Origin of the sequence: Stutzerimonas frequens (genome assembly GCF_024448335.1) — a bacterium.
Taxonomy (GTDB): Bacteria; Pseudomonadota; Gammaproteobacteria; order Pseudomonadales; family Pseudomonadaceae; genus Stutzerimonas; species Stutzerimonas frequens.
In genome coordinates, this window is record NZ_JAMOHM010000002.1 from 163,066 (window position 1) to 183,476 (window position 20,411).

Genomic DNA, 20,411 nt, shown 5'->3' on the forward strand with positions numbered 1-20,411 from the left:
TTTCTGAACGCCCCTTCAGCGGAGTCCCGATGAATCCCTCCACTCTGATCGGCATCGTCGCGAGCATCGGCCTGCTGGCCGTGGTTGTGCTGTTCGCCGCGAAAGAACCTGCGCTGTTCATCGATTTTCCCAGTCTCGGCATCGTTCTGGTCGGCACGCTGGCCGCCACCTTCATCAGCTATCCGCTGCGCGAGGTGACACGGGTGTTCGGGCTGCTGTGGACGGTCATGCGCAACGAGCGGCTGTACACCCGCCAGGACCTCGAGGAACTGGTGCAGATCTCGCGGCTGTGGATCAGCGGCGACCTGCCGGCGGTGGAAAAGGCCGTAGAACAGGTCAGCAACCCGTTCCTGCGCACCGGCGTGCAGCTGGTGATCGACAACACCCCCGAGGAAGACATCCTGGAGGTGCTGCAATGGCGCATCGCCCGCCTGCGCGCACGCGAGAACGCGGAAGCACAGCTGTTTCGTGCCATGTCCAGCTACGCCCCGGCATTCGGCATGATCGGCACCTTGGTTGGGTTGATCAACCTGATGTTCATGCTCGGCAGCGGTGACATGGAACAGATCGGCCGCAGTCTCGCCGTGGCACTGATGACCACCTTTTATGGCGTGCTGCTGGCCAACCTGGTGCTCAAGCCGGTCGCGGTCAAGCTCGAGCGGCGCACCGAGCAGCGGGTCGCCCTGATGAACCTGGTCATGCAGGGCATCTCGATGATGTGCAACCGCCGCAGCCCGGCGTACATGCGCGAGACGTTGAAATCGTTCATCGCCCATCACGATGACGAGATCCGCGACGGTGGCCCCGGCGTGCCGCGCAGCAAGCCGCAGGACGCGGCATCTTGAACGGCGCGACGTCCTCGGGCAGCCGTTTCTCGAAATGGCACATCGATCCACAGCGCGACGAAGAACAGGAAGCCTGGCTGATCACCTACCTGGACATGCTGACGCTGTTGCTGGTCATGCTGGTGATCATGCTGAGCATGGCCGGCAAGGCTGACGGCGAAGGCGACAGCCGGGCCGCCATCGCGACACCCACCGCAATGGCGACACCCGAGCCGCTGGCCATCGAGGCGCAGCCGACCAGCGCACCGATTCCGGCCATTGCTCCGCTGCCGGAGCCGGCGATCGACGCCCCCGTATCCGATGCGCAAAGCGGCGATACTGCAGAGGCGCTGGCGCTTGGCGAGGACATTGAAGTGATCGTCAACGACGGCAGCATCAGCTTCCGCATCAGCAGCGAAATTCTGTTCGGCTCAGGCCAGGCGGAGCTCGAAAATACCGGACTGGACGTCATCGATCGGCTGATTCCGACGCTGGCCGCGAGCCCGCACCGGATCATCGTCGAGGGCCACACCGACAATCTGCCGATCCAGACCGAGCGTTTCCCCTCAAACTGGGAGCTTTCCGCCAGCCGTGCCAGCAGCGTGGTGCGCTACCTGCAGCTGGCGGGCATCGAGGCGACCCGCCTGAGCGCAACCGGCTATGCCGACACCCGGCCGATTGCCGACAACGGTAGCGGGCCTGGCCGCGCCAGCAACCGGCGTGTCGAGCTGGTGATGCAGACCGAGCCGGATAAACCCTGACGCGTCAGCCCAGGGCGGTGTCGAGGAACATCATCACCGCGAACCCGACCATCAGCCCCAGCGTGGCGGGCGTCTGGTGGCCGTTGCGGTGGGTCTCGGGAATCACCTCATGGGACACCACGAAAATCATCGCCCCTGCGGCAAGGCCGAGGCTGATCGGATAGGCGATGGCAAAGCCACTGGACATGCCGATGCCCACCAGCGCACCGATCGGCTCCATCAAGCCCGATGCCGCGGCCACCAGCACCGAGCCCAGTGCCGACAGGCCGGTGGTGCGCAGCGCCAGCGCCACCGCCAGGCCTTCGGGAATGTCCTGAATGGATATCGCCGTGGTCAGCGGCAGACCGACGCTCATGTCGCCATTGGCGAAACTCACGCCGATGGCCATGCCTTCGGGGATGTTGTGCAGGGCAATGGCGAGTACGAACAGCCAGACTCGATTCAGACGCTCGCACTCGGGGCCGCAAGGCCCGGTGCTCTCGTGCTCGTGCGGGGTGAAGTAATCCAGCCCGAGCATCAGCAACACGCCGAGCCCAAGGCCCACCACCACGGTCAGCGCAGCCGCCGGCCCGCTGCCGAACAGCTCACGACCGGCCTCCAGTCCCGGAAGGATCAACGAGAACGCACTGGCGGCAAGCATCATCCCCGCTGCGAAGCCGAGCATGCTGTCCTGCGTTCGGGTCGAGATGTCGCGCAGACCGATCGCCAGAAACGCACCGACCGCCGTTGCGACGAAGCCCGCGCTGCCGCCAAGCAGGGCGTAGCGCACATTGATCGCCTCGCCGCTCTGCAACGCATTGACGGCGCCGGCAACCAACAGGAGCAGAACCGCGGCTGCGGTCGCGGCGAGGCCAAAGGTTATCCAGGGGTTGGCCTGGGCCTGTGCGAGCCAGGCGGCGCGCAGGGTGGCGGCGGGGTTTTGAACGGTAGTGGCCATATCGCGGATCCTGGGAGCGGGCCGCCATTGTACGCCGTCCATCGCCGCAGCGAGGCTATGGCCTCGATAGACGCGGCCATTGGCTTCGCCCGTACCGGACCTCGCCAGGCAGCACGAACGCGACACTCCGGGCAGTATTCATGCAAGTCGTTTGGCCGTAAGCTTGTGGCGTTTCGATGGCCGTCTCGGGCCGTATCAGGGAGAGGTCCGTCTTGCCTGTCGCCAAAAACTTCCGCCGCGCTTGGCCACTGCTCGTCGTGCTCGCGCTGGCTGCCGGCTGGTTGATCCGCAGCCAGCTGCAAGGGCCGCAAGTGCCGGCCTATCGGCTGGAAACGCGACCGCTGGTGCAACGGGTGGTAGCCAGTGGCGAAGTGGACAGTCAGTCGCTGGCTCAGGTGGGGAGCGAGATTACCGGTGTGGTTGCCGCTCGCCATGTGCGCGAGGGCGATGAAGTAAAGGCCGGCGACCTGCTGCTGGAGCTGCGCGACGATGAACAGCGTGCCCGCCTGCGCGAGGCGGAAGCGGCCCTGCAGCAACTGATCGATTCCACCCGCCCGCAGGCACAGGCCACCCTGCGCGAAGCACAGCACAATCTGGAACAGGCCAGCCGCGAGCTGAAGCGACGCGAAACATTATTCGAGCGCAAGCTGCTCGCCTCCGAACCGCTGGAGCAGGCACGCCGCGCGGAACTCACGGCCCGCGTGATTCGTGACCGCGCGCGTTTTGCCGCCGCGGCACTCGCCGAAGGCGGCAGCGAGGAACAAGTCCTCCGGCAACGCCTTGAGGCCGCGCGCGCGACACTTGCCAAGACACGCATCCACGCACAGGTAACGGGGATCGTGCAGACCCGCGATGTGGAACCGGGTGATCTGGTCCAGCCTGGACGTACGCTGCTCAGTATCGCCCGCTCGGGCAGCAGCGAGATTCTGCTGCCGCTGGATGAAAAGAACCTGGCTCCTGTGCGGCTCGGCCAGGCCGCGAGCATCATTGCCGACGCCTACCCGGAGCGTGTGCTGCCGGCGCGGGTCAGCTTCATCGCCCCTGCGGTCGATACGGCACGCGGCACCATCGATGTTCATCTCGACCTGTTGGAACCCGCCGATTTCCTACGCCAGGGCATGACCGTATCGGTCAATATCGAAACCGGTCGCCGCGATCAGGCCCTGGTACTGCCCAACGATGCCCTGCGCGCCCGCAGCGGCCCGCGCGCCCAGGTGCTGCGGGTTCGGGACGGTGTGGTCGAGCGGGTCGACGTTCGTCTTGGCCTGCTGGGTACTGCCCTCAGCGAGGTCGTCGAGGGGCTCACCACCGGCGACCTGGTTCTACTCGACGATGCCGAAGAGGGAAAGCGCGTGCGGGTGACTGAACGGCCGATTCCCAGCAGCATCCGGGACTGACGACCGTGCGCCTGAGCGAGTCGCTATGGATCGAATGGAAGATCGCGCTGCGCTTCCTGCTCGACAACCGGATGCAGACGCTGCTGATCGTCTTCGGGATCGCCGTCGGGTCTGCGGTGATCGTGTTCATCACGGCGCTGATCACCGGCCTGCAAGCCAATGTCATAGAGCGCACCCTCGGCACTCAGGCCCATATTCGTATCCTCCCGCCGGACGAGGCCAACCGGACCCTGCCTGTCACTCCCGACAGCTGGTCCCTGGTACTGGAAAGTCCGCGGGCGCAGCGTCTGCGCTCGATCATCAACTGGCAGGACATTCGCGACGTGCTCGACCAGGACGCGCAGGTGCTGGCAGTGTCACCGGTCATCAGCGGCCCGGCCATCGCCCGGCGCGGCGTGGCGCGCGCTTCGGTGGCGCTGCTCGGCATCGATCCGCCGCGCTATCAGCGCATCATCCCCCTGGCCAACGATCTGATTGCCGGACGATTCATGGTTGGCGCAGGCAATGCGGTGATCGGCAAGGAGCTGGCCAAGGACCTCGGCCTCGGTATCGGCGACAAGCTACGGCTGGACGCCGGTGAAGGCCGTGAGGCAGTTATCGATATCGCTGGCATCTTCGAACTTGGCGTGCGCGAGCTGGATTCGCGCTACGTTTACCTGGACCTCAAGCAGGCGCAGACACTGCTCGACCTGCCCGGCGGCATCACGGTCATCGATACGACGGTCGCTGACATTTTCCAGGCCGATCGGGTGGCCGAGCGTCTGGCGCGTCTCACCGGGCTGCGTGCCGAAAGCTGGATGGAAACCAACGGGCAACTGCTCAATGCGCTCAGCTCGCAGAGCATGACCACCGAGATGATCCGCGTGTTCGTCGGTATCTCGGTGGCATTCGGCATCGCCAGCGTGCTGGCGGTCAGCGTGGTCCAGCGTACCCGCGAAATCGGCATCCTGCGGGCGATGGGCAGCCCGCGCGGACAGATCCTGCGGGTCTTCCTGCTTCAGGGCGGCGTGCTCGGCCTGTTTGGCTCGGCCTGTGGCGGGGCAGTCGGCTGGGGGCTGGTGCAGGTATTCAACATCGCCGGCCCGCGCCTGTTCGAGATTCCCGTCGATCCTACGCTGGTGCCGCTGGCCATGCTTGTCGCCACTATCACCGGTGTGCTGGCCGCGGCGATGCCGGCCCGGCGCGCGGCACGTTACGACCCCGCCGTGGCGATCCGCTATGTCTGAAGCGCTGCTGACGAGCCATGCCGCCGAGGTCCTGCGCCTGGAGCAGGTACGCAAGGCATTCAATGTGGGCACTGCGCTGGAAACCGAGGTGCTGCATGGCATCGATCTGCGATTGTGTCGCGGTGAGCTGACCGCCCTGATCGGACCGTCGGGATCGGGCAAGAGCACGCTGCTGAACCTGATCGGCCTGCTCGACGCGCCCAGCTCAGGCGAGCTGTACCTGCTCGGCCAGGCGACACGGGATAGCGACGACGAGGCGCGCACCCACCTGCGCAACCAGGCGATTGGCTTCGTCTTCCAGTTCCATCACCTGATTTCGGCGTTCAGCGTGCTGGAAAACGTGCTGATGCCTCTGATGATCCGCCACGGCAAGCCATCGAGCGCGGACATCGACCTCGCCCGTACCTTACTCGACGAAGTTGGGCTGGGAGCGTTCGCCGACAAGAAACCTACGCAGATATCCGGCGGCCAGCAGCAGCGGGTCGCCATCGCCCGGGCGCTGGTGACACGCCCGCCGCTGCTGCTGGCCGATGAGCCGACCGGCAACCTCGATACGCGAACCGCGCAAAGCGTGTTCGAGCTGTTCCATCGCATCAACGCCCAATTCGGCTGCGCGGTGCTGGTGGTGACGCATGATCCACGCCTGGCCGCGGACTGCGCGCGGACGATTCAGCTGGTCGATGGACGCATCGTCAGCGATCAGGCCAACCCGGCGACCAGCTGAGCCTGTCGATCAGGCGACCTGAGCCGCTTCAGCTATACACACCACGGATGGCGCTCGCCCCTCTAATAACAATTAATTCTATGCATATAACTTAATGCAGGACTAAGATCAGCCCAGAGAACATACCCCTACCGGTATCGAGCACAGAGAGGAGAAGCACCATGAATGCCCACGTCGAACCCTTCTTCGATCCCGCCACTTTCACCTACAGCTACGTGGTCAGTGACCCCGAGACCCGGCAGTGTGCCGTGATCGATTCGGTACTGGATTACGACCCGGCATCCGGGCGCACCTCCCATGCGACGGCTCAGCGCCTGGTCGACTATGTTCGGGAACAGGACCTCAAGGTGCAGTGGCTGCTGGAAACCCATGTGCATGCCGATCACCTCAGCGCCGCGCCCTATCTGAAACAGCAGCTGGGCGGTCGTATGGCGATCGGTGACCGGATCACCGTGGTACAGAACACTTTCGGCAAGCTGTTCAATGCCGGTACCGAGTTCGCCACCGATGGCCGCCAGTTCGACCACCTGTTTCAGGACGAGGAAACCTTTCAGGTCGGCAACGTGCCAGCTCGCGCCATACACACGCCCGGCCACACACCCGCCTGCATGACCTACGTCATCGGCGATGCCGCATTCGTCGGCGATACGCTGTTCATGCCCGATTACGGTACGGCCCGGTGCGATTTTCCGGGTGGCGATGCGCGGACGCTGTACCGCTCGATCCAGAAGCTGTTCGCCCTCCCGGGCGAGACACGGGTGTTCATGTGTCACGACTACAAGGCCCCCGGGCGCGACGAGTTTCTCTACGAAACCACCATCGCTGCCGAGCGTGAGCACAACGTGCACGTTCACAGCGGCATCAGCGAGCAGCAGTTCGTCGACATGCGCACCGCGCGCGATGCGACCCTGACGATGCCCACGCTGATTCTGCCCTCGGTGCAGATCAACATGCGTGGCGGCGAGCTGCCGGCGCCCGAAAGCAACGGCACACGCTATCTGAAGATCCCCCTGGACGTGCTGTGACCCCAAGCGGAGGACGTCGACATGCAAACCATAAAGCGACTGACCCCTTTTCTCTCCGTCGCCGCCCAGCTGCAACCGACGGACATGGCGTTGCTGGCCGGCAGCGGCTTTCGCTGCGTGATCAACAACCGTCCGGACAACGAGGGTGAAGGCCAGCCCAATAGCGAAGCGATACGGCAGGCCGCCGAGGCCTCTGGCCTGGAGTACCACCATCTGCCGGTGATATCCGGGCAGATAGGTGACGCCGATGTCGATGCCTTTCGCGCGCTGCTCGGGCGGATCAAGGGGCCGGCATTGGCATTCTGCCGGACCGGCACACGCTCCGCGTCGCTCTGGGCGCTGGCCGAAGCGCATCATCTGGATCCCCAGGTGCTGCTGCAGACCGCACGACAGGCGGACTACGACCTGAGCGGGCTATTGCCACGCCTGGAGCAGTACTGGCAATCCACTGCGGATGAACCGCTGAACACCTCGTCACGGCTCGCGGCAACGCCCCGCTACGATGTCCTGGTCATCGGCGGCGGCGCCGCCGGGTGCGCGGTGACCGCAAGCCTGCTCAAGCGCGACCCGAACCTGCGCATCGCGGTCATCGAGCCGCGCGAGCAGCACTACTACCAGCCCGGCTGGACGCTGGTCGGCGCTGGCGTGTTCGACCGGGCCAATACCGAACGTGCCATGAGCCGCTGCATTCCGTCCAAGGCACAGTGGATTCATGCCGCTGCTGAGGCCTTCGAACCGGAACACCAGCAAGTGGTGCTGGAGGATGGCAGTCGCATCGGCTATCGCGCGCTGGTGGTGTGTCCGGGTCTGGCGCTCGACTGGGACGCCATCGAAGGCGCACGTGACAGTCTCGGCAAATACGGCGTGACCTCCAACTACGCCTTCGAACTCGCTCCTTACACCTGGCAGCTGGTGCAGCAGTTACGCCATGGTCGGGCGCTCTTTACCCAGCCGCCCATGCCGATCAAATGCGCCGGCGCACCGCAGAAGGCCATGTACCTGTCCTGCGATCACTGGCTCAGACAGGGCGTGCTGAAGGACATCCAGGTCGACTTCTGCTCGGCCGGCGCCGTGCTGTTCGGCGTGGCGGATTTCGTGCCCGGCCTCATGGCCTATGTCGAACGCTACGGCGCTGAGCTCAACTTCAACAACCGGCTGACCGCTGTCGATGGCCCGGCTCGCAAGGCCTGGTTCGACGTCGTCGACAGCAATGGCCAGAGTCGGCGCGTCGTGCGCGAGTTCGACATGCTGCACCTGGTTCCACCCCAGCACGCGCCGGATTTCATCCGCCAGAGTGCGCTGAGCACCGCAGACGGCTGGTTCGAAGCCGAACACGAGACCCTGCGCCATCCACGCTTCGGCAACATTTTCAGCCTTGGCGACGTGTGCTCCGCGCCGAACGCCAAGACGGCCGCAGCGGTGCGCAAGCAGGCACCGGTCGTGGCCGAGAACGTGCTGAGCGTGCTCAGCGGCGCCGGGCCTCGGGCGATCTACGATGGTTACGGCTCCTGTCCGCTGACCGTCGAGCGGGGCAAGGTGATCCTTGCCGAGTTTGGCTATGGCGGAAAACTGCTGCCCACCTTTCCGCTCGATCCGAAGGTACCGCGCCGGCTGGCCTGGAAACTGAAGACCAGATGGATGCCGTCGATCTATTTCGACATGATGCTCAAGGGCCATGAGTGGCTGGCCGAACCGAAACACCTGGACTTCGAGCCGCGCCCCGCCGAAGCCCCCAACGCCTGCGATTTCGGCCAGGAGAAGAAAGGATGAAACAGCGGCTGGCCAGCTACCTGCCGTTCCTGACGTGGGCTAAGCACTACGACCGGACGGCGGCAGCCAAGGATGGCCTCGCAGCGCTGATCGTGACGCTGATGCTGATCCCGCAGAGCCTGGCCTACGCCATGCTGGCGGGGCTGCCGCCGGTGACAGGTCTGTACGCCAGCATGCTGCCGCTGATTGCCTATACGCTTTTCGGTACCAGTCGCACGCTCGCGGTGGGGCCGGTAGCGGTGGTATCGCTGATGACGGCGGCGGCACTGGGGCCGCTGTTCGCCGTCGGTAGCGCCGAATACGCTGGGGCTGCAATGCTGCTGGCCATGCTTTCCGGTGCCGTACTGTTGGCAATGGCGGTGCTGCGGCTGGGTTTTCTCGCCAATTTCCTGAGCCACCCGGTCATCTCCGGATTCATCAGCGCCTCGGGCATTCTCATCGCCCTGGGGCAGCTCAAGCACATCCTTGGCATCCCGGTAACCGGCGAGAATGCCCTGGAGCTTGCCCATGGACTGATCCTGGGCCTGCCAAGCACGCATCTGCCGACGTTCATCATTGGCACCCTGAGCCTGCTGTTTCTCTTTCTGGTGCGCAGCCGACTCGGCGGCTGGCTGCAGAAACTGGGCATGAGCGTACATATCGCCGGCACGCTCACCAAGATCGGGCCGGTCGTGGCGCTCCTTTTGGCAATAGCAGCGGTCGGCGGGCTCGGGCTGGCCGACACCGGCGTCAGGGTCGTTGGCGCAGTGCCGCGTGGCTTGCCGTCGCTGAGCCTGCCGACGCTGGACCTGGAGCTGGCGATGGCCCTGCTCCCGGCCGCCGTGCTCATCAGCCTGGTCGGCTTCGTCGAATCGGTCTCGGTGGCGCAAACCCTGGCGGCCAAGCGCCGTGAACAGATCGAGCCGAATCAGGAACTGGTCGCGCTCGGTGGCGCCAACATCGCTGCCGCCATGAGCGGTGGTTTTCCGGTAACGGGAGGCTTCGCCCGCTCCGTGGTCAATTTCGATGCCGGTGCCCAGACCCCATTGGCTGGAGCCCTGACCGCAGCGGGAATCGGCATCACCGTGCTGCTGTTCACCCCGCTCTTCCACAACCTTCCGCACGCGGTGCTGGCGGCGACCATTATTGTCGCCTTGCTCAGCCTGGTGGATCTGGCTGCACTCAAGCGGACCTGGCGCTATTCGCGCCAGGACGCCGCTGCCATGGCGGCCACCATGCTCGGCGTTCTGCTGGTCGGCGTGGAAAGTGGGATCATGCTGGGCGTCGGCCTCTCGTTGCTGTTGTTTCTCTGGCGTACCAGCCAACCGCATGTCGCGGTGGTCGGCCAGCTGCCGGGCAGCGAGCACTTTCGCAACATCGAACGCTTCGCCGTAGTACAGAGCCCCAAGGTGCTTTCGGTGCGCGTCGACGAGAGCCTTTACTTTCCCAATGCACGCTACCTGGAAGATCGGATTGCCGAGCTGATCGGCCGCTATCCACAGGCCGAGCACCTGGTGCTGATGTGCCCTGGCGTGAACCTGATCGACGCCAGCGCGCTGGAGAGCCTCGAGGCGATCAGCGCCCGGCTACATACGGCAGGTATCCAGTTGCACCTGTCGGAAGTGAAGGGCCCGGTAATGGATCGGTTGCGACGCAGCGACTTCCTGGAGCACTTCGGCGGGCAGGTTTTCATCAGCCAGTACGAAGCCCTGCGAGCCCTGGATCCGCAAACCACTCACCACGCGCTTGAACGGCAGCGTGATCATTTATGCAGCAAGGAGAAAGCGGGATGAAGAACGCACACGACCTCGTCGAACAGGCCAGAACCCGAATTCAGGAGGTGTCCATTGCCGACGCCGACGCGGCGATCCAGGCCGCGGATGTGCTGATCGACGTACGCGAGGCGGACGAGTTTCACGAAGGCCATATCAATGGCGCCCTCAACATTCCCCGCGGGCTGCTGGAATTCAAGCTCAGCGGCACACCGGAGCTAGGGCCGCGCGACCTGAACCTGGTGTTGTACTGCAAGACGAGCGGCCGGGCTGCCCTGGCCGCGGCATCGCTGCAAGACATGGGCTATCTGAACGTCAGATCGATCGCCGGCGGTTTCGATGCCTGGACCGCCGCCAACAAACCCGTCGTGAAGCCGAGCCTGCCCAGTTTCGAGTAAGCGAACCGGGCAGATGCAAGAAGGCCGACATCAATGTCGGCCTTCTTGCGTTGCAGCGTCGTTTGGTGTGATTTCAGGCCTTGTTGCAGCTCTTGCACGTTTTGATGCCAAGCAGCGTGTACGCTGGGCAGAAACGGAAGACGCCCGTAGCCAGCGGCAGCAGGCCAATCCAACCCCAAACACCGATTACGCCTGCCAAGGTCAGGCCGATAAGCACAAGGCCGACGATGATGCGCAGGGTCCGATCAATGGTTCCAACGTTGGCTTTCATAATGACCTCCCGGTCAGCAAGTGCGCCGGCGTTCCAGCGCAGAGAACAAAAGCATTCCGCCCAGCATGGCGAGTACGAACAGCACGACCTGCCAGTGCCCGCTGAGCAGTACGGCGATCGCCGGCCCCGGACAGATGCCGGCTACCCCCCAACCAATCCCGAACACCAGGCTGCCGCCAATCAGTCGTCCGTCGAGATCGCGCTTGCTCGGTAGCTGCATCGGCGCGTCGAGCAAGGAGCGCTCTCGCCGCTTCGCCCAGGTGAAGGGGACCAGGGCCGTGGCTATGGCACCAACCATCACCAGCGCCAGCGAGGGGTCCCACGCGCCCGCAAAATCGAGAAAGCCAATGACCTTGGCTGGGTTGGCCATCCCGGAAAGCAGCAGACCCAGCCCGAACAGCAAACCAGCGGCAAACGAAGTCAGTTTGCGCATATTCAGCCTCCGAGCAGATGACGCAGGACATAAACGGTGCCGAAGCCGGCCCCCATGAACGCCAAAGTCGCGACGATGGAGCGTGCCGATAGCCGCGAAATCCCGCACACCCCATGGCCGCTGGTGCAGCCTGAGCCGTATCGGGTTCCTACGCCTACCAGCAAGCCGGCAATCAACAATCCGAACCAGCCGGATTGGAATTCCAGCACCGGCAACCTGCCGAACAGCACCCACAGGAGCGGCGCCAGCAGAAGACCGAGCAGAAACAACAGCTTTTCGCCTCGACCTTCAGCACCCGGTTCCAGAAGACTTGCCAGCAGGCCGCTGATACCGGCGATACGGCCATTGAGCAATACGAACAGGCTGGCAGCGGCACCAATCAGCACACCGCCTGCAAGCGCCGTCCACGGCGTGAAGTTCGCCCAATCGACAGTCATTGCTGCCCCCTCTCGCAAAATAATTGGTAGAGCGTGGCGATTACCGCCAGCGCCTCCGGACTGCTGATCCGGTAATGGATCAACTTACCCTCGCGTCTTGTCGCCACCAGCCCTTCGCGACGCAGCACGCCCAGCTGCTGTGACAGCGTTGGCTGCTGGATACCCAGGAGCTGCTCGAGCTCGCTCACGCTACGCTCGCCCTGGGAAAGCTGGCACAGCAGTAACAGGCGATCCGGGTTGGCCAACGCTTTCAGCAAAGCGCTTGCGGAAGCCGCGTTGGCTTTCAGGCTGTCTATATCCAGGTCGGGAGTCATGGCCAGAGCGATTAGTTAAGACAAAAACAATATATTTTTTTATATATCGTCATGCAAGCACTGTACGAAAAGAAGTTGGCCATGTGGTTGCGGGCCGCTAGCATGCCCCTACCCGTATGCGAGTCGGTGCGCTCCGCTTCAGCTGCCCCGCTGCAGTTACCCCTTTTGTGACTTTCGAGGTATCTCATGAACGACCAGACGACTGCCGTCGTATCGGCAGACCTGCAGGATCAGCAGCAGGCCATGCTGAAACGACTGGCGCGAGTCGAAGGCCAGGTCCGGGGCATTCAGGCAATGATTCGGCGTGGCGAGGATTGCGAGGCGATTGCCCAGCAGTTTTCAGCCGCGCGCAGCGCGTTGGACAAGGCGTATCGGTTGATGCTGACCTGCCTGATCGAGGAAGCCCTTCACGACCAGGCGCAGGATACGTCTGAAACGCTGGAGCGGGTACGCGGCATTTTCACCAAGTACACCTGACTGGCCGCGGCCAGCCGCCGCCGAGCCACTAACGGCCGGAGCGGACGCGCATTCCGCGCCCCATGCCAGTCACCGCAGCGACGGCGGGGCTGGTTTTGCCGCCGCAGAAACGAAAAAAGCGACCCTAGGGTCGCTTTTTTCAAACCAGAAATTCCGTATGGAACCTCATGGCAAATTTGGAGCGGGAAACGAGACTCGAACTCGCGACCCCGACCTTGGCAAGGTCGTGCTCTACCAACTGAGCTATTCCCGCATTACTTGCAGCAAAAGTGGCGTCCCCTAGGGGACTCGAACCCCTGTTACCGCCGTGAAAGGGCGGTGTCCTAGGCCACTAGACGAAGGGGACGCTGCCCGGAAGCTACTGCTTTACTCCGGCTTTCAGCGTGTTGCGTTTGGCGCTTCACGCTGCAAGTGGCGCGCATTCTATGGAGGCCTCGAATAGCCGTCAAGCATTGTTTTCAAAAAAAATTTCATCTCATCCTCGACCAACAACCAGAGCTATCGGCCACACCGTCAAGCCACTACACTCAGGCAAAAAGCCAGCGGCTCGAGAGGTACAGTCAAGTGTCTCCATTAATGATCACAGGGTTAGTCCTGGCCGGTCTGCTCGTTCTAGTCTTCATCGTCTACTCCATCCAGATCGTCGAGAAGAACAATCTGGAAAAAGCCCGGAAACGCGCAGACCTCACTGACCGTTGTCGCCGCTGCGCCAACCTGTCCGAAGGTCTGCCTGGCCAGATGGTTACCCCCGCGTTGAAGCTGCTGCTGACTCGGATGGAGCTGAGCCTTAGCGAGCGCCTGCTACCGCTGGACAAGGGCAACGACAAACTGGCTGCGCGTATCCAGGCCCTGCGCGCCGACGTGGCCAAGGGTGATGCGCTCGAGGTCCGCAACCCGCCAAGACAGATACTCACCGAAGCGCAGGCCAAGGAAAGCCGTTTCATGCTTGAGGATCTGCATGCCCAGATCGTTCACGCGACCAAGGAAGGGCTGCTTGAGCAGGCAGAAGCCAAGCGCTGGGTGCAGGATATCCAGCGCATGTTGGCCATTCTGCACATCGAGTTCTTCACCGGACTGGGCAAGCTGGCGCTACAACAGAACCAGCCCCAACGTGCACGCCTGGCATTCGAACGAGGGATTCAGCATATCCGCCGTCAGGCAGTACCGGCTCCCTATCAGGCCCAACTGAAACAGTTGGAGGCGCTGCTCGAGCACGCCAATGCGCTGGTGCTGAAGAACGAAGTACCCAAAGCAGACGAATCCAGTGAGCTGGCCGAAGGCATGAAAGCCTTCGACGATGAAGACCTGTGGAAGAAGAACAATGTCTACTGATTGCGCCTGTGCAGCCCAGCCCGCCAGATCGCACGCAAACAACCACAGCGGAGTGTAATGATGTCCTTGACCGTGTTTGGCGCCCCCCTCTCCCCATTCGTTCGCAAAGTGCGCGTTTGCCTGAACGAGAAAGGCCTCGATTACCGGCTCGAAACGGTGATGCCTTTCACGCCACCCCAGTGGTACTACGAACTCAATCCCCTGGGCCGTATTCCAGCGCTCAAGGACGGCGAAGACTGCACACTCGCCGACTCCAGCGTCATCTGCCAGTACCTGGAGGAGGCCTATTCCGATACGCCGTCCCTGTATGGCGATGAGGCCCAGCAACGTGGTCAGATACGCTGGCTCGAGAAATACGCGGACTACGAACTGGCACCACTGACCACGTTCACCGTGTTCCGTAACCGCATCCTTAAACCGATGTCAGGCCAAGCCTGTAATGAAGAAGCGGTGCAGGCGGCATTGCAGCAAAAATTGCCGCCGCATTTCGACTATCTCGAGCGGCAGCTGGGTCAGCGGGATTTCTTCGTTGGCGACGAGCTATCGATGGCGGATATCGCCATAACCTGTCAGTTGATCAACATGGCACATGGCGGCGAGAGCCTTGATGGCCAACGCTGGCCGGGCCTGACTGCACACCATGCACGCATGCTCGAGCGGCAGTCGGTCAGTAGCCTGTTGCCGGACGAGCAGCGCATGAACAACAAGCTCAAGGAGATGGGCAAGGCCGCTGCGACCTGAGTCGCCACGCCACGACCGGTGCCTGCAGCGGACGCGGCAGGCACCGCAGAGCGTTCAGACAATCGCCTGTTCAGTCCCGCCTTTCCAGCAGCTTGCTGCCGACCCATTGCCGAGCATACTGATAGGCGCAGCGCCCGTTGCGATTGCCGCGCCCGGTGGCCCAGCGAATCGCGTCCTTTTCCAGCGCTTCGTCCCAATCCCACTGCAAGCACGCCCTGCCCGCCAGCGAATCGATCCAGTGGCGCACCACACTGAGGTAGTGCTGCTGGCTGAAGGGATAGAACGACAACCAGAGGCCGAAACGATCGGACAAGGCAATCTTGTCCTCCACCGCCTCGTTCGGGTGCAGCTCGCCGTCCACCATCTGCCAGTTCTCGTTGTCGCTCTGGCGCTCCGGCACCAGGTGACGGCGGTTCGACGTGGCATACAGCAGCACATTCTCCGGCGCACGCTCCAGGGAACCGTCGAGCACGCTCTTGAGCACCCGGTAGTCACCCTCGCCCGCCTCGAAGGACAGGTCGTCGCAGAACAGCACGAAGGCCTGGCGCTGCCCTGAAAGCAGCTCCACCACGCGCGGCACATCCGCCAGGTGGTCGCGCTCGATCTCGATCAGGCGCAGCCCACGGCCGGCATACTCGGCCAACAGAGCGCGAATCAGCGACGATTTTCCAGTACCACGGGCGCCCCAGAGCAAGACGTGATTGGCGGGCAGGCCATCGACGAACTGCTGGGTATTGGCAGCCAGCAGATCACGCTGCCGGTCGATGCCGATCAGGTCGTTCAGACGCAGATCGAGATTGACCTCGAGCGGCGCCAGATAGCCGCTTCGGCCGTCACGCTGCCAGCGCGCCGCCAGCGTATGCTCCCAATCGATAACGGGCGGCTGCGCGGGCAGCAACGGCTCGATACGCGCCAACAGGCCTTCGGCACGCTGCAGGAAGGCTTTCAACTCGACATCCATGATTGACTCCAAACAGAAAAAGTCCGGCCGAAGCCGGACCAGACATCAACGCCTGCAAAAGCTATCGATCCCGCGCCGCTCGTGTTTCAGAGCAGCGCCTCGATATCCGCCGCCAGCGCCTGCGGCGCGGTACGCGAGGAATAGCGCCGCACCGTGCGGCCCTGATCGGCGATGAGGAACTTAGTGAAATTCCACTTGATCGCCTTGCTGCCCAGCAGGCCGGGCGCGCGCTTCTTCAGCTCGATGAACAGCGGATGGGCGTCGCCGCCATTGACCTCGACCTTGGCGAACAAGGGGAAGGACACGCCGAACCGGCGCTCGCAGAAGGTGGCGATCTGCGCCTCGCTATCCGGCTCCTGTCCGCCGAACTGGTTGCACGGAAAACCGAGCACGACCAGGCCGCGCTCGCCGTAGCGCTGCCAGAGTTCCTCCAATCCCTTGTACTGGGGGGTGAAACCACATTGGCTGGCGGTGTTCACCACGAGCAGCACCTTGGCATCGAAATCGGCGAGCGTCTTGTGCTCGCCGTCGATGGTGACGCAGGGAATATCTAACAGAGGATCGCGCATGCTGGTTCCTTGCGGCTCAGGCTTCGCGGGGCTTCAAGTCGAGCGAGGCCGAATTGATGCAATAGCGCAGACCGGTCGGTTTAGGGCCATCGGGGAACACATGCCCCAGGTGGGCGTCGCAGCGAGCGCACCTGACCTCGATCCGATGCATGCCATGACTGAAGTCATCCAGGCTGGCAATGGCCGTATCGCTTACCGGCTGGAAATAGCTGGGCCAGCCACAGCCGGAGTCGAACTTGGCATCGGCATCGAACAGTGGCGCATCACAGCAGACGCAATGGTAGACGCCCGGCGTCCGGGTATCGTTGTACTTGCCGGTGAAGGGGCGCTCGGTGGCGCCGAGCCGGCAGATCTGGAACTGCTCATCGGACAGCTCCTCACGCCAGGCGTCGAGCGGTTTTTCCAGCTTGTCCATCGGTAGCCTCCTCGGGGTCTGTTCGCGTTTCGTCCCATGGCCACGACCTGGCGCACCGGTTGTTTGGAACGCACACGAAGCGCAACAGCACGCTATATAAAAAAGGCCGATCTGTACCTTTTCCGGTGGTCGGGCCGCACGTATCATGCCTCCCTCTTCGACGCCTAGTCTGGCAGCGGGGTTTCCGACTGCCAAGGCGCCCGGGTTCATGCCAAACGTGACCAGCCATTTCCGGAACTGGCACGTTTTCACTTCGGGACACTCAGGATCATGCAGGTCAGCAAATCGAACAAGCTCGCCAATGTCTGTTACGACATCCGTGGGCCAGTGCTCAAGCACGCCAAACGCCTGGAAGAGGAAGGCCATCGCATCCTCAAGCTGAACATCGGCAACCCGGCGCCGTTCGGTTTCGAAGCACCGGAGGAAATTCTCCAGGACGTGATCCGCAACCTGCCCACGGCCCAAGGCTACAGCGACTCGAAAGGCCTGTTCAGCGCCCGCAAGGCGATCATGCAGTACTACCAGCAGAAGCAGGTGGAAGGCATCGGCATCGAGGACATCTATCTCGGCAACGGCGTGTCCGAGCTGATCGTGATGTCCATGCAGGCGCTGCTCAACAACGGCGACGAAGTGCTGATCCCGGCACCGGACTATCCACTGTGGACTGCTGCCGTGAGCCTGGCCGGCGGCAAACCGGTGCACTATCTCTGCGACGAGCAGGCTAACTGGTGGCCAGACCTGGCCGATATCAAGGCCAAGATCACGCCGAACACCAAGGCCCTGGTGCTGATCAACCCGAACAACCCGACCGGCGCGGTCTATCCGAAGGAAGTGCTGGAAGGCATGGTGGAGCTGGCACGCCAGCACAAGCTGGTGCTGTTCTCCGACGAGATCTACGACAAGATTCTCTACGACGACGCGGTGCATATTTCCACCGCCTCGCTCGCGCCGGACGTGCTCTGCCTGACCTTCAACGGCCTGTCCAAGTCCTATCGCGTCGCCGGCTTCCGTTCGGGCTGGGTGGCGATTTCCGGCCCCAAACACAAGGCACAAAGCTATATCGAAGGCCTGGATATCCTCGCCAACATGCGCCTGTGCGCCAATGTGCCGTCGCAGCACGCCATCCAGACCGCACTCGGCGGTTACCAGAGCATCAATGATCTGGTACTGCCGCCGGGTCGCCTGCTCGAACAGCGCAACCGTACCTGGGAGCTGCTCAACGACATTCCGGGGATCAGCTGCGTCAAGCCCATGGGCGCGCTGTACGCGTTCCCGCGTATCGACCCGAAGATCTGTCCGATCCATAACGACGAGAAGTTCGTGCTCGACCTGTTGCTCGCCGAGAAGCTGCTGATCGTTCAGGGGACGGCGTTCAACTGGCCGTGGCCTGACCACTTCCGCGTGGTCACCCTGCCCCGAGTCGATGATCTGGAGCAGGCCATCGGGCGCATCGGCAACTTCCTCAAGACGTACCAGCAGTAACCGATGGATCTGCAGATCGACGACTTCTACAGGGACGCCGCAGGCGGCCTGCTCGCGTTGTACCAGGCGTTTCCGCGCAAGATTGCGCTTTACGTGGAAGACCTGATCGGGCGGGAAGAGCCGGATGAATTCGGCCTTCCCTCCAAACGCCATCAAAGCTGTCTGGGCGCCCTGCTCTGGCTCGCCGACGAAGGTTATCTGCGCTTCGAAAGTACCATCCAGTTCCAGGCTCTGGACCAGGCCGTGCTTACCGAGAAGGGCTTCATCCGGCTCACGCGCGCCGTTCCCAGGCAGTCACCGGACGACCGCACCCTGCCTCCCAGCGTATTGCGCATCCAGGCCAGCCTCGCCCACCAGCTTCGCGACGCGCTGAAAAGCGGACACAGCGAACGCATCGCCCATCTAGCCCGCTTGTTGTTCGAGAACGATCCCGGCTCGCCGCAGCACTCCAGCCTTGGCACGTAAGCGACATAGCTTGAAATAGTCGTTCGGTTGAATAGCTCAAGGGCGCGCCTTATATAGCCTATCGTTCTTCCATTCCTACCCTGGAGTCTGCCGCAACATGATGCGCATTTTCTTGTTCCTGGCCACCAACCTTGCGGTCCTGGTCATTGCCAGCATCACCCTGAAGTTGCTCGGGGTCGATCGCTATACGGGGCAGAACTACGGCAGCCTGCTGGTTTTCTGTGCAGTGTTCGGCTTCGCCGGATCGCTCATATCGCTGTTCATCTCGAAGTGGATGGCCAAGATGAGCACCGGCACCGAGATCATCAGCCAGCCGCGCACCCGTCATGAGCAGTGGCTACTGCAGACTGTCGAGCAGCTTTCCCGCGATGCCGGCATCAAGATGCCCGAAGTCGGTATTTTCCCGGCCTATGAGGCCAACGCGTTCGCCACCGGCTGGAACCGTAACGATGCGCTGGTCGCCGTGAGTCAGGGCCTGCTCGAGCGGTTCTCTCCTGACGAAGTGAAGGCCGTGCTGGCCCATGAAATCGGCCACGTTGCCAATGGCGACATGGTCACCCTGGCGCTGATCCAGGGCGTGGTAAACACCTTCGTGATGTTCTTCGCACGCATCTTCGGCAACTTCGTCGACAAGGCGATCCTGAAGAACGAAGACGGCCATGGTATCGGCTACTTCGTCGCGACGATTTTCGCCGAACTGGTACTCGGCCTGCTCGCCAGCATCATCGTTATGTGGTTCTCGCGCAAACGCGAGTATCGCGCCGATGAGGCAGGGGCTGAGCTGGCCGGCACGACTGCGATGATAGGCGCCCTGCAGCGCCTGCGCGCCGAGCAGGGCCTGCCGGTGCATATGCCCGATACACTCAAAGCGTTCGGCATCAACGGTTCGCTAAAGCATGGCCTGGCCGGTCTGTTCATGACCCACCCGCCACTTGAAGACCGTATCGAAGCCTTGCGTCAGCGCGGCTGACAGCACATCGACATACCAAGGGCGACGTAAGTCGCCCTTTTCATTGGTCCCATGCAGACCGTCACCGCATACAAGGAATCGCCATGCGCCGTCTTATGTTCATCTGTTGTGCCCTGCTCGCGCTTGCCGGCTGCCAGAGCGCCTACTACTCGGCAATGGAAAAGGCGGGCATCCACAAGCGCGACATCCTCGTCGACCGGGTCGAGGATGCAAGAGACTCGCAACAACAGGCCAAGGAGCAATTCAAGGACGCGCTGGAGCGCTACCGCAGTGTTGTTGAGGTCAAAGGCGGCGACCTGGAGAAACGTTACGACGCGCTGAATCGCGAGTACGAGGCTAGCGTGGCGAGTGCCCAAGATGTGCGCACGCGCATCGAAGACATCGAGGACGTCGCCGAAGCGCTGTTCAAGGAATGGGAAAGCGAGCTCAAGCAGTACAGCAATGCCAGCCTGAAGGCTGCCAGTGCCAAGGAGCTCAGCCGGACCCGAGCCGAGTACCGAAGCCTGATACAGCGCATGAAGGCAGCTGAGCAGCGTATCGAGCCGGTCTTGAGCGTATTGCGCGATCAGGTGCTGTTTCTCAAGCACAACCTCAACGCGCGCGCCATCAGCTCATTGCACGGCGAGTACCGAACGCTGCAGGGCAATGTCGATCAGCTCATGAATGACATGCAGCGCGCGATCGACGAAGCCGACAGCTTCATCCGCCGCCTGCAGGCCGAAGGCTGATCG

General features: G+C 62.8%; 24 protein-coding genes and 2 tRNA genes. 16 read left to right on the forward strand and 10 right to left on the reverse strand.

The genetic code is table 11. The annotated features are described in order from the left end of the window. Positions 1-29 precede the first annotated feature (29 nt). Both NAO55_RS03475 and NAO55_RS03480 read left to right on the forward strand, forming a co-directional pair. Positions 30-845 (forward strand): motility protein A, encoded by an 816-nt coding sequence (locus NAO55_RS03475; protein WP_102840235.1) that lies wholly within the window; start codon positions 30-32, stop codon positions 843-845. Next, positions 842-1,585 carry an OmpA/MotB family protein gene (locus tag NAO55_RS03480; RefSeq protein WP_102840234.1) on the forward strand — a complete coding sequence of 248 codons (744 nt, stop codon included), beginning with the start codon at positions 842-844 and terminating at the stop codon, positions 1,583-1,585. The genes NAO55_RS03475 and NAO55_RS03480 overlap by 4 nt, the downstream gene beginning before the upstream one ends. Positions 1,586-1,589: 4 nt before the next feature. Here NAO55_RS03480 and NAO55_RS03485 read toward each other — a convergent pair whose 3' ends face one another. Then, on the reverse strand, positions 1,590-2,522 hold the full coding sequence (locus NAO55_RS03485) for a ZIP family metal transporter (RefSeq protein ID WP_102840233.1): 933 nt from the start codon (positions 2,520-2,522) through the stop codon (positions 1,590-1,592). A gap of 212 nt (positions 2,523-2,734) precedes the next feature. On the opposite strand from NAO55_RS03485, the gene NAO55_RS03490 reads away from it, so the two are divergent. The 7 genes from NAO55_RS03490 (at position 2,735) to NAO55_RS03520 (ending at position 10,813) form a co-directional block, all read left to right on the forward strand. Next, positions 2,735-3,919: an efflux RND transporter periplasmic adaptor subunit gene (locus NAO55_RS03490; protein ID WP_232244555.1), complete on the forward strand. Its 1,185-nt coding sequence runs from the start codon at positions 2,735-2,737 to the stop codon at positions 3,917-3,919. Positions 3,920-3,924: 5 nt separating this feature from the next. Further along, positions 3,925-5,145, forward strand: a complete 1,221-nt coding sequence (locus NAO55_RS03495) for an ABC transporter permease (RefSeq protein ID WP_102840231.1) — start codon at positions 3,925-3,927, stop codon at positions 5,143-5,145. Beyond that, positions 5,138-5,869, forward strand: coding sequence for an ABC transporter ATP-binding protein (locus tag NAO55_RS03500; protein ID WP_102840230.1), 732 nt, complete (start codon positions 5,138-5,140; stop codon positions 5,867-5,869). Before NAO55_RS03495 ends, NAO55_RS03500 begins: the two co-directional genes overlap by 8 nt. Before the next feature lie 161 nt (positions 5,870-6,030). Next, a complete protein-coding gene (locus NAO55_RS03505; RefSeq protein WP_102840229.1) occupies positions 6,031-6,894 on the forward strand; it encodes an MBL fold metallo-hydrolase in 864 nt (287 codons plus the stop codon). 21 nt (positions 6,895-6,915) lie between these two features. Beyond that, positions 6,916-8,664: a bifunctional protein tyrosine phosphatase family protein/NAD(P)/FAD-dependent oxidoreductase gene (locus NAO55_RS03510; RefSeq protein WP_102840228.1), complete on the forward strand. Its 1,749-nt coding sequence runs from the start codon at positions 6,916-6,918 to the stop codon at positions 8,662-8,664. Next, positions 8,661-10,436: a SulP family inorganic anion transporter gene (locus NAO55_RS03515; protein ID WP_102840227.1), complete on the forward strand. Its 1,776-nt coding sequence runs from the start codon at positions 8,661-8,663 to the stop codon at positions 10,434-10,436. Before NAO55_RS03510 ends, NAO55_RS03515 begins: the two co-directional genes overlap by 4 nt. Further along, on the forward strand, positions 10,433-10,813 hold the full coding sequence (locus tag NAO55_RS03520) for a rhodanese-like domain-containing protein (protein ID WP_063539802.1): 381 nt from the start codon (positions 10,433-10,435) through the stop codon (positions 10,811-10,813). The genes NAO55_RS03515 and NAO55_RS03520 overlap by 4 nt, the downstream gene beginning before the upstream one ends. A 73-nt stretch (positions 10,814-10,886) precedes the next feature. Here the strand turns inward: NAO55_RS03520 and NAO55_RS03525 are convergent, their stop codons facing one another. Genes NAO55_RS03525 through NAO55_RS03540 form a run of 4 tightly spaced genes read right to left on the reverse strand, consistent with a single transcriptional unit; the run spans position 10,887 to position 12,268 of the window. Next, positions 10,887-11,084 carry a YgaP family membrane protein gene (locus NAO55_RS03525; RefSeq protein WP_063539803.1) on the reverse strand — a complete coding sequence of 66 codons (198 nt, stop codon included), beginning with the start codon at positions 11,082-11,084 and terminating at the stop codon, positions 10,887-10,889. A gap of 13 nt (positions 11,085-11,097) precedes the next feature. Next, on the reverse strand, positions 11,098-11,517 hold the full coding sequence (locus NAO55_RS03530) for a YeeE/YedE family protein (RefSeq protein WP_102840226.1): 420 nt from the start codon (positions 11,515-11,517) through the stop codon (positions 11,098-11,100). A 2-nt stretch (positions 11,518-11,519) separates the two neighbouring features. Next, entirely contained in the window at positions 11,520-11,954 is a 435-nt protein-coding gene (locus tag NAO55_RS03535; protein ID WP_102840225.1) for a YeeE/YedE family protein, read from the reverse strand. Then, complete coding sequence (locus NAO55_RS03540) at positions 11,951-12,268, reverse strand: ArsR/SmtB family transcription factor (protein ID WP_063539806.1); 318 nt, start codon at positions 12,266-12,268, stop codon at positions 11,951-11,953. Before NAO55_RS03540 ends, NAO55_RS03535 begins: the two co-directional genes overlap by 4 nt. Positions 12,269-12,454: 186 nt before the next feature. On the opposite strand from NAO55_RS03540, the gene NAO55_RS03545 reads away from it, so the two are divergent. Next, positions 12,455-12,745 carry a metal-sensing transcriptional repressor gene (locus NAO55_RS03545; protein WP_063539807.1) on the forward strand — a complete coding sequence of 97 codons (291 nt, stop codon included), beginning with the start codon at positions 12,455-12,457 and terminating at the stop codon, positions 12,743-12,745. Positions 12,746-12,922: 177 nt separating this feature from the next. On the opposite strand, the gene NAO55_RS03550 is transcribed toward NAO55_RS03545, so the two are convergent. Beyond that, a tRNA-Gly gene (locus NAO55_RS03550) sits at positions 12,923-12,998 on the reverse strand. Positions 12,999-13,015: 17 nt separating this feature from the next. Further along, positions 13,016-13,091, reverse strand: a tRNA-Glu gene (locus NAO55_RS03555). A gap of 230 nt (positions 13,092-13,321) precedes the next feature. Here NAO55_RS03555 and NAO55_RS03560 point away from each other — a divergent pair. Together NAO55_RS03560 and NAO55_RS03565 are read left to right on the forward strand one after the other, a co-directional pair. After that, a complete protein-coding gene (locus tag NAO55_RS03560; RefSeq protein ID WP_063539808.1) occupies positions 13,322-14,077 on the forward strand; it encodes a VHS/ENTH/ANTH domain-containing protein in 756 nt (251 codons plus the stop codon). Positions 14,078-14,137: 60 nt separating this feature from the next. Then, positions 14,138-14,818, forward strand: a complete 681-nt coding sequence (locus NAO55_RS03565; RefSeq protein WP_102840224.1) for a glutathione S-transferase family protein — start codon at positions 14,138-14,140, stop codon at positions 14,816-14,818. 70 nt (positions 14,819-14,888) lie between these two features. Here the strand turns inward: NAO55_RS03565 and NAO55_RS03570 are convergent, their stop codons facing one another. The 3 genes from NAO55_RS03570 to msrB form a co-directional block, all read right to left on the reverse strand. Beyond that, complete coding sequence (locus NAO55_RS03570) at positions 14,889-15,779, reverse strand: ATP-binding protein (protein ID WP_102840223.1); 891 nt, start codon at positions 15,777-15,779, stop codon at positions 14,889-14,891. An 86-nt stretch (positions 15,780-15,865) separates the two neighbouring features. After that, a complete protein-coding gene (locus tag NAO55_RS03575) occupies positions 15,866-16,348 on the reverse strand; it encodes a glutathione peroxidase (RefSeq protein ID WP_011913647.1) in 483 nt (160 codons plus the stop codon). Between the two features lie 16 nt (positions 16,349-16,364). Further along, positions 16,365-16,763 carry a peptide-methionine (R)-S-oxide reductase MsrB gene (gene msrB / locus NAO55_RS03580; RefSeq protein WP_013983197.1) on the reverse strand — a complete coding sequence of 133 codons (399 nt, stop codon included), beginning with the start codon at positions 16,761-16,763 and terminating at the stop codon, positions 16,365-16,367. A gap of 270 nt (positions 16,764-17,033) precedes the next feature. Here msrB and NAO55_RS03585 point away from each other — a divergent pair, with 270 nt between their 5' ends. The 4 genes from NAO55_RS03585 (at position 17,034) to NAO55_RS03600 (ending at position 20,408) form a co-directional block, all read left to right on the forward strand. Further along, positions 17,034-18,245 (forward strand): pyridoxal phosphate-dependent aminotransferase, encoded by a 1,212-nt coding sequence (locus NAO55_RS03585; RefSeq protein ID WP_102840222.1) that lies wholly within the window; start codon positions 17,034-17,036, stop codon positions 18,243-18,245. A 3-nt stretch (positions 18,246-18,248) separates the two neighbouring features. Next, on the forward strand, positions 18,249-18,710 hold the full coding sequence (locus NAO55_RS03590) for a hypothetical protein (protein WP_102840221.1): 462 nt from the start codon (positions 18,249-18,251) through the stop codon (positions 18,708-18,710). Positions 18,711-18,807: 97 nt separating this feature from the next. Beyond that, positions 18,808-19,680, forward strand: a complete 873-nt coding sequence (htpX, locus tag NAO55_RS03595) for a protease HtpX (protein WP_102840220.1) — start codon at positions 18,808-18,810, stop codon at positions 19,678-19,680. 83 nt (positions 19,681-19,763) lie between these two features. Further along, a complete protein-coding gene (locus NAO55_RS03600) occupies positions 19,764-20,408 on the forward strand; it encodes a DUF2959 domain-containing protein (protein ID WP_063539815.1) in 645 nt (214 codons plus the stop codon). The last annotated feature ends 3 nt before the right edge of the window (positions 20,409-20,411 follow it).

Bases quoted from the DNA above. Each gene is read 5' to 3' on its own strand.
- NAO55_RS03560 (WP_063539808.1), top strand. From the start codon at position 13,322: ATGATCACAGGGTTAGTCCTGGCCGGTCTGCTCGTTCTAGTCTTCATC.
- NAO55_RS03600 (WP_063539815.1), top strand. From the start codon at position 19,764: ATGCGCCGTCTTATGTTCATCTGTTGTGCCCTGCTCGCGCTTGCCGGC.
- NAO55_RS03590 (WP_102840221.1), top strand. From the start codon at position 18,249: ATGGATCTGCAGATCGACGACTTCTACAGGGACGCCGCAGGCGGCCTG.
- NAO55_RS03525 (WP_063539803.1), bottom strand. From the start codon at position 11,084: ATGAAAGCCAACGTTGGAACCATTGATCGGACCCTGCGCATCATCGTC.
- NAO55_RS03520 (WP_063539802.1), top strand. From the start codon at position 10,433: ATGAAGAACGCACACGACCTCGTCGAACAGGCCAGAACCCGAATTCAG.
- htpX (WP_102840220.1), top strand. From the start codon at position 18,808: ATGATGCGCATTTTCTTGTTCCTGGCCACCAACCTTGCGGTCCTGGTC.
- NAO55_RS03575 (WP_011913647.1), bottom strand. From the start codon at position 16,348: ATGCGCGATCCTCTGTTAGATATTCCCTGCGTCACCATCGACGGCGAG.
- msrB (WP_013983197.1), bottom strand. From the start codon at position 16,763: ATGGACAAGCTGGAAAAACCGCTCGACGCCTGGCGTGAGGAGCTGTCC.
- NAO55_RS03530 (WP_102840226.1), bottom strand. From the start codon at position 11,517: ATGCGCAAACTGACTTCGTTTGCCGCTGGTTTGCTGTTCGGGCTGGGT.
- NAO55_RS03540 (WP_063539806.1), bottom strand. From the start codon at position 12,268: ATGACTCCCGACCTGGATATAGACAGCCTGAAAGCCAACGCGGCTTCC.
- NAO55_RS03565 (WP_102840224.1), top strand. From the start codon at position 14,138: ATGTCCTTGACCGTGTTTGGCGCCCCCCTCTCCCCATTCGTTCGCAAA.
- NAO55_RS03535 (WP_102840225.1), bottom strand. From the start codon at position 11,954: ATGACTGTCGATTGGGCGAACTTCACGCCGTGGACGGCGCTTGCAGGC.
- NAO55_RS03545 (WP_063539807.1), top strand. From the start codon at position 12,455: ATGAACGACCAGACGACTGCCGTCGTATCGGCAGACCTGCAGGATCAG.
- NAO55_RS03475 (WP_102840235.1), top strand. From the start codon at position 30: ATGAATCCCTCCACTCTGATCGGCATCGTCGCGAGCATCGGCCTGCTG.
- NAO55_RS03485 (WP_102840233.1), bottom strand. From the start codon at position 2,522: ATGGCCACTACCGTTCAAAACCCCGCCGCCACCCTGCGCGCCGCCTGG.
- NAO55_RS03500 (WP_102840230.1), top strand. From the start codon at position 5,138: ATGTCTGAAGCGCTGCTGACGAGCCATGCCGCCGAGGTCCTGCGCCTG.
- NAO55_RS03510 (WP_102840228.1), top strand. From the start codon at position 6,916: ATGCAAACCATAAAGCGACTGACCCCTTTTCTCTCCGTCGCCGCCCAG.
- NAO55_RS03515 (WP_102840227.1), top strand. From the start codon at position 8,661: ATGAAACAGCGGCTGGCCAGCTACCTGCCGTTCCTGACGTGGGCTAAG.
- NAO55_RS03505 (WP_102840229.1), top strand. From the start codon at position 6,031: ATGAATGCCCACGTCGAACCCTTCTTCGATCCCGCCACTTTCACCTAC.
- NAO55_RS03570 (WP_102840223.1), bottom strand. From the start codon at position 15,779: ATGGATGTCGAGTTGAAAGCCTTCCTGCAGCGTGCCGAAGGCCTGTTG.
- NAO55_RS03585 (WP_102840222.1), top strand. From the start codon at position 17,034: ATGCAGGTCAGCAAATCGAACAAGCTCGCCAATGTCTGTTACGACATC.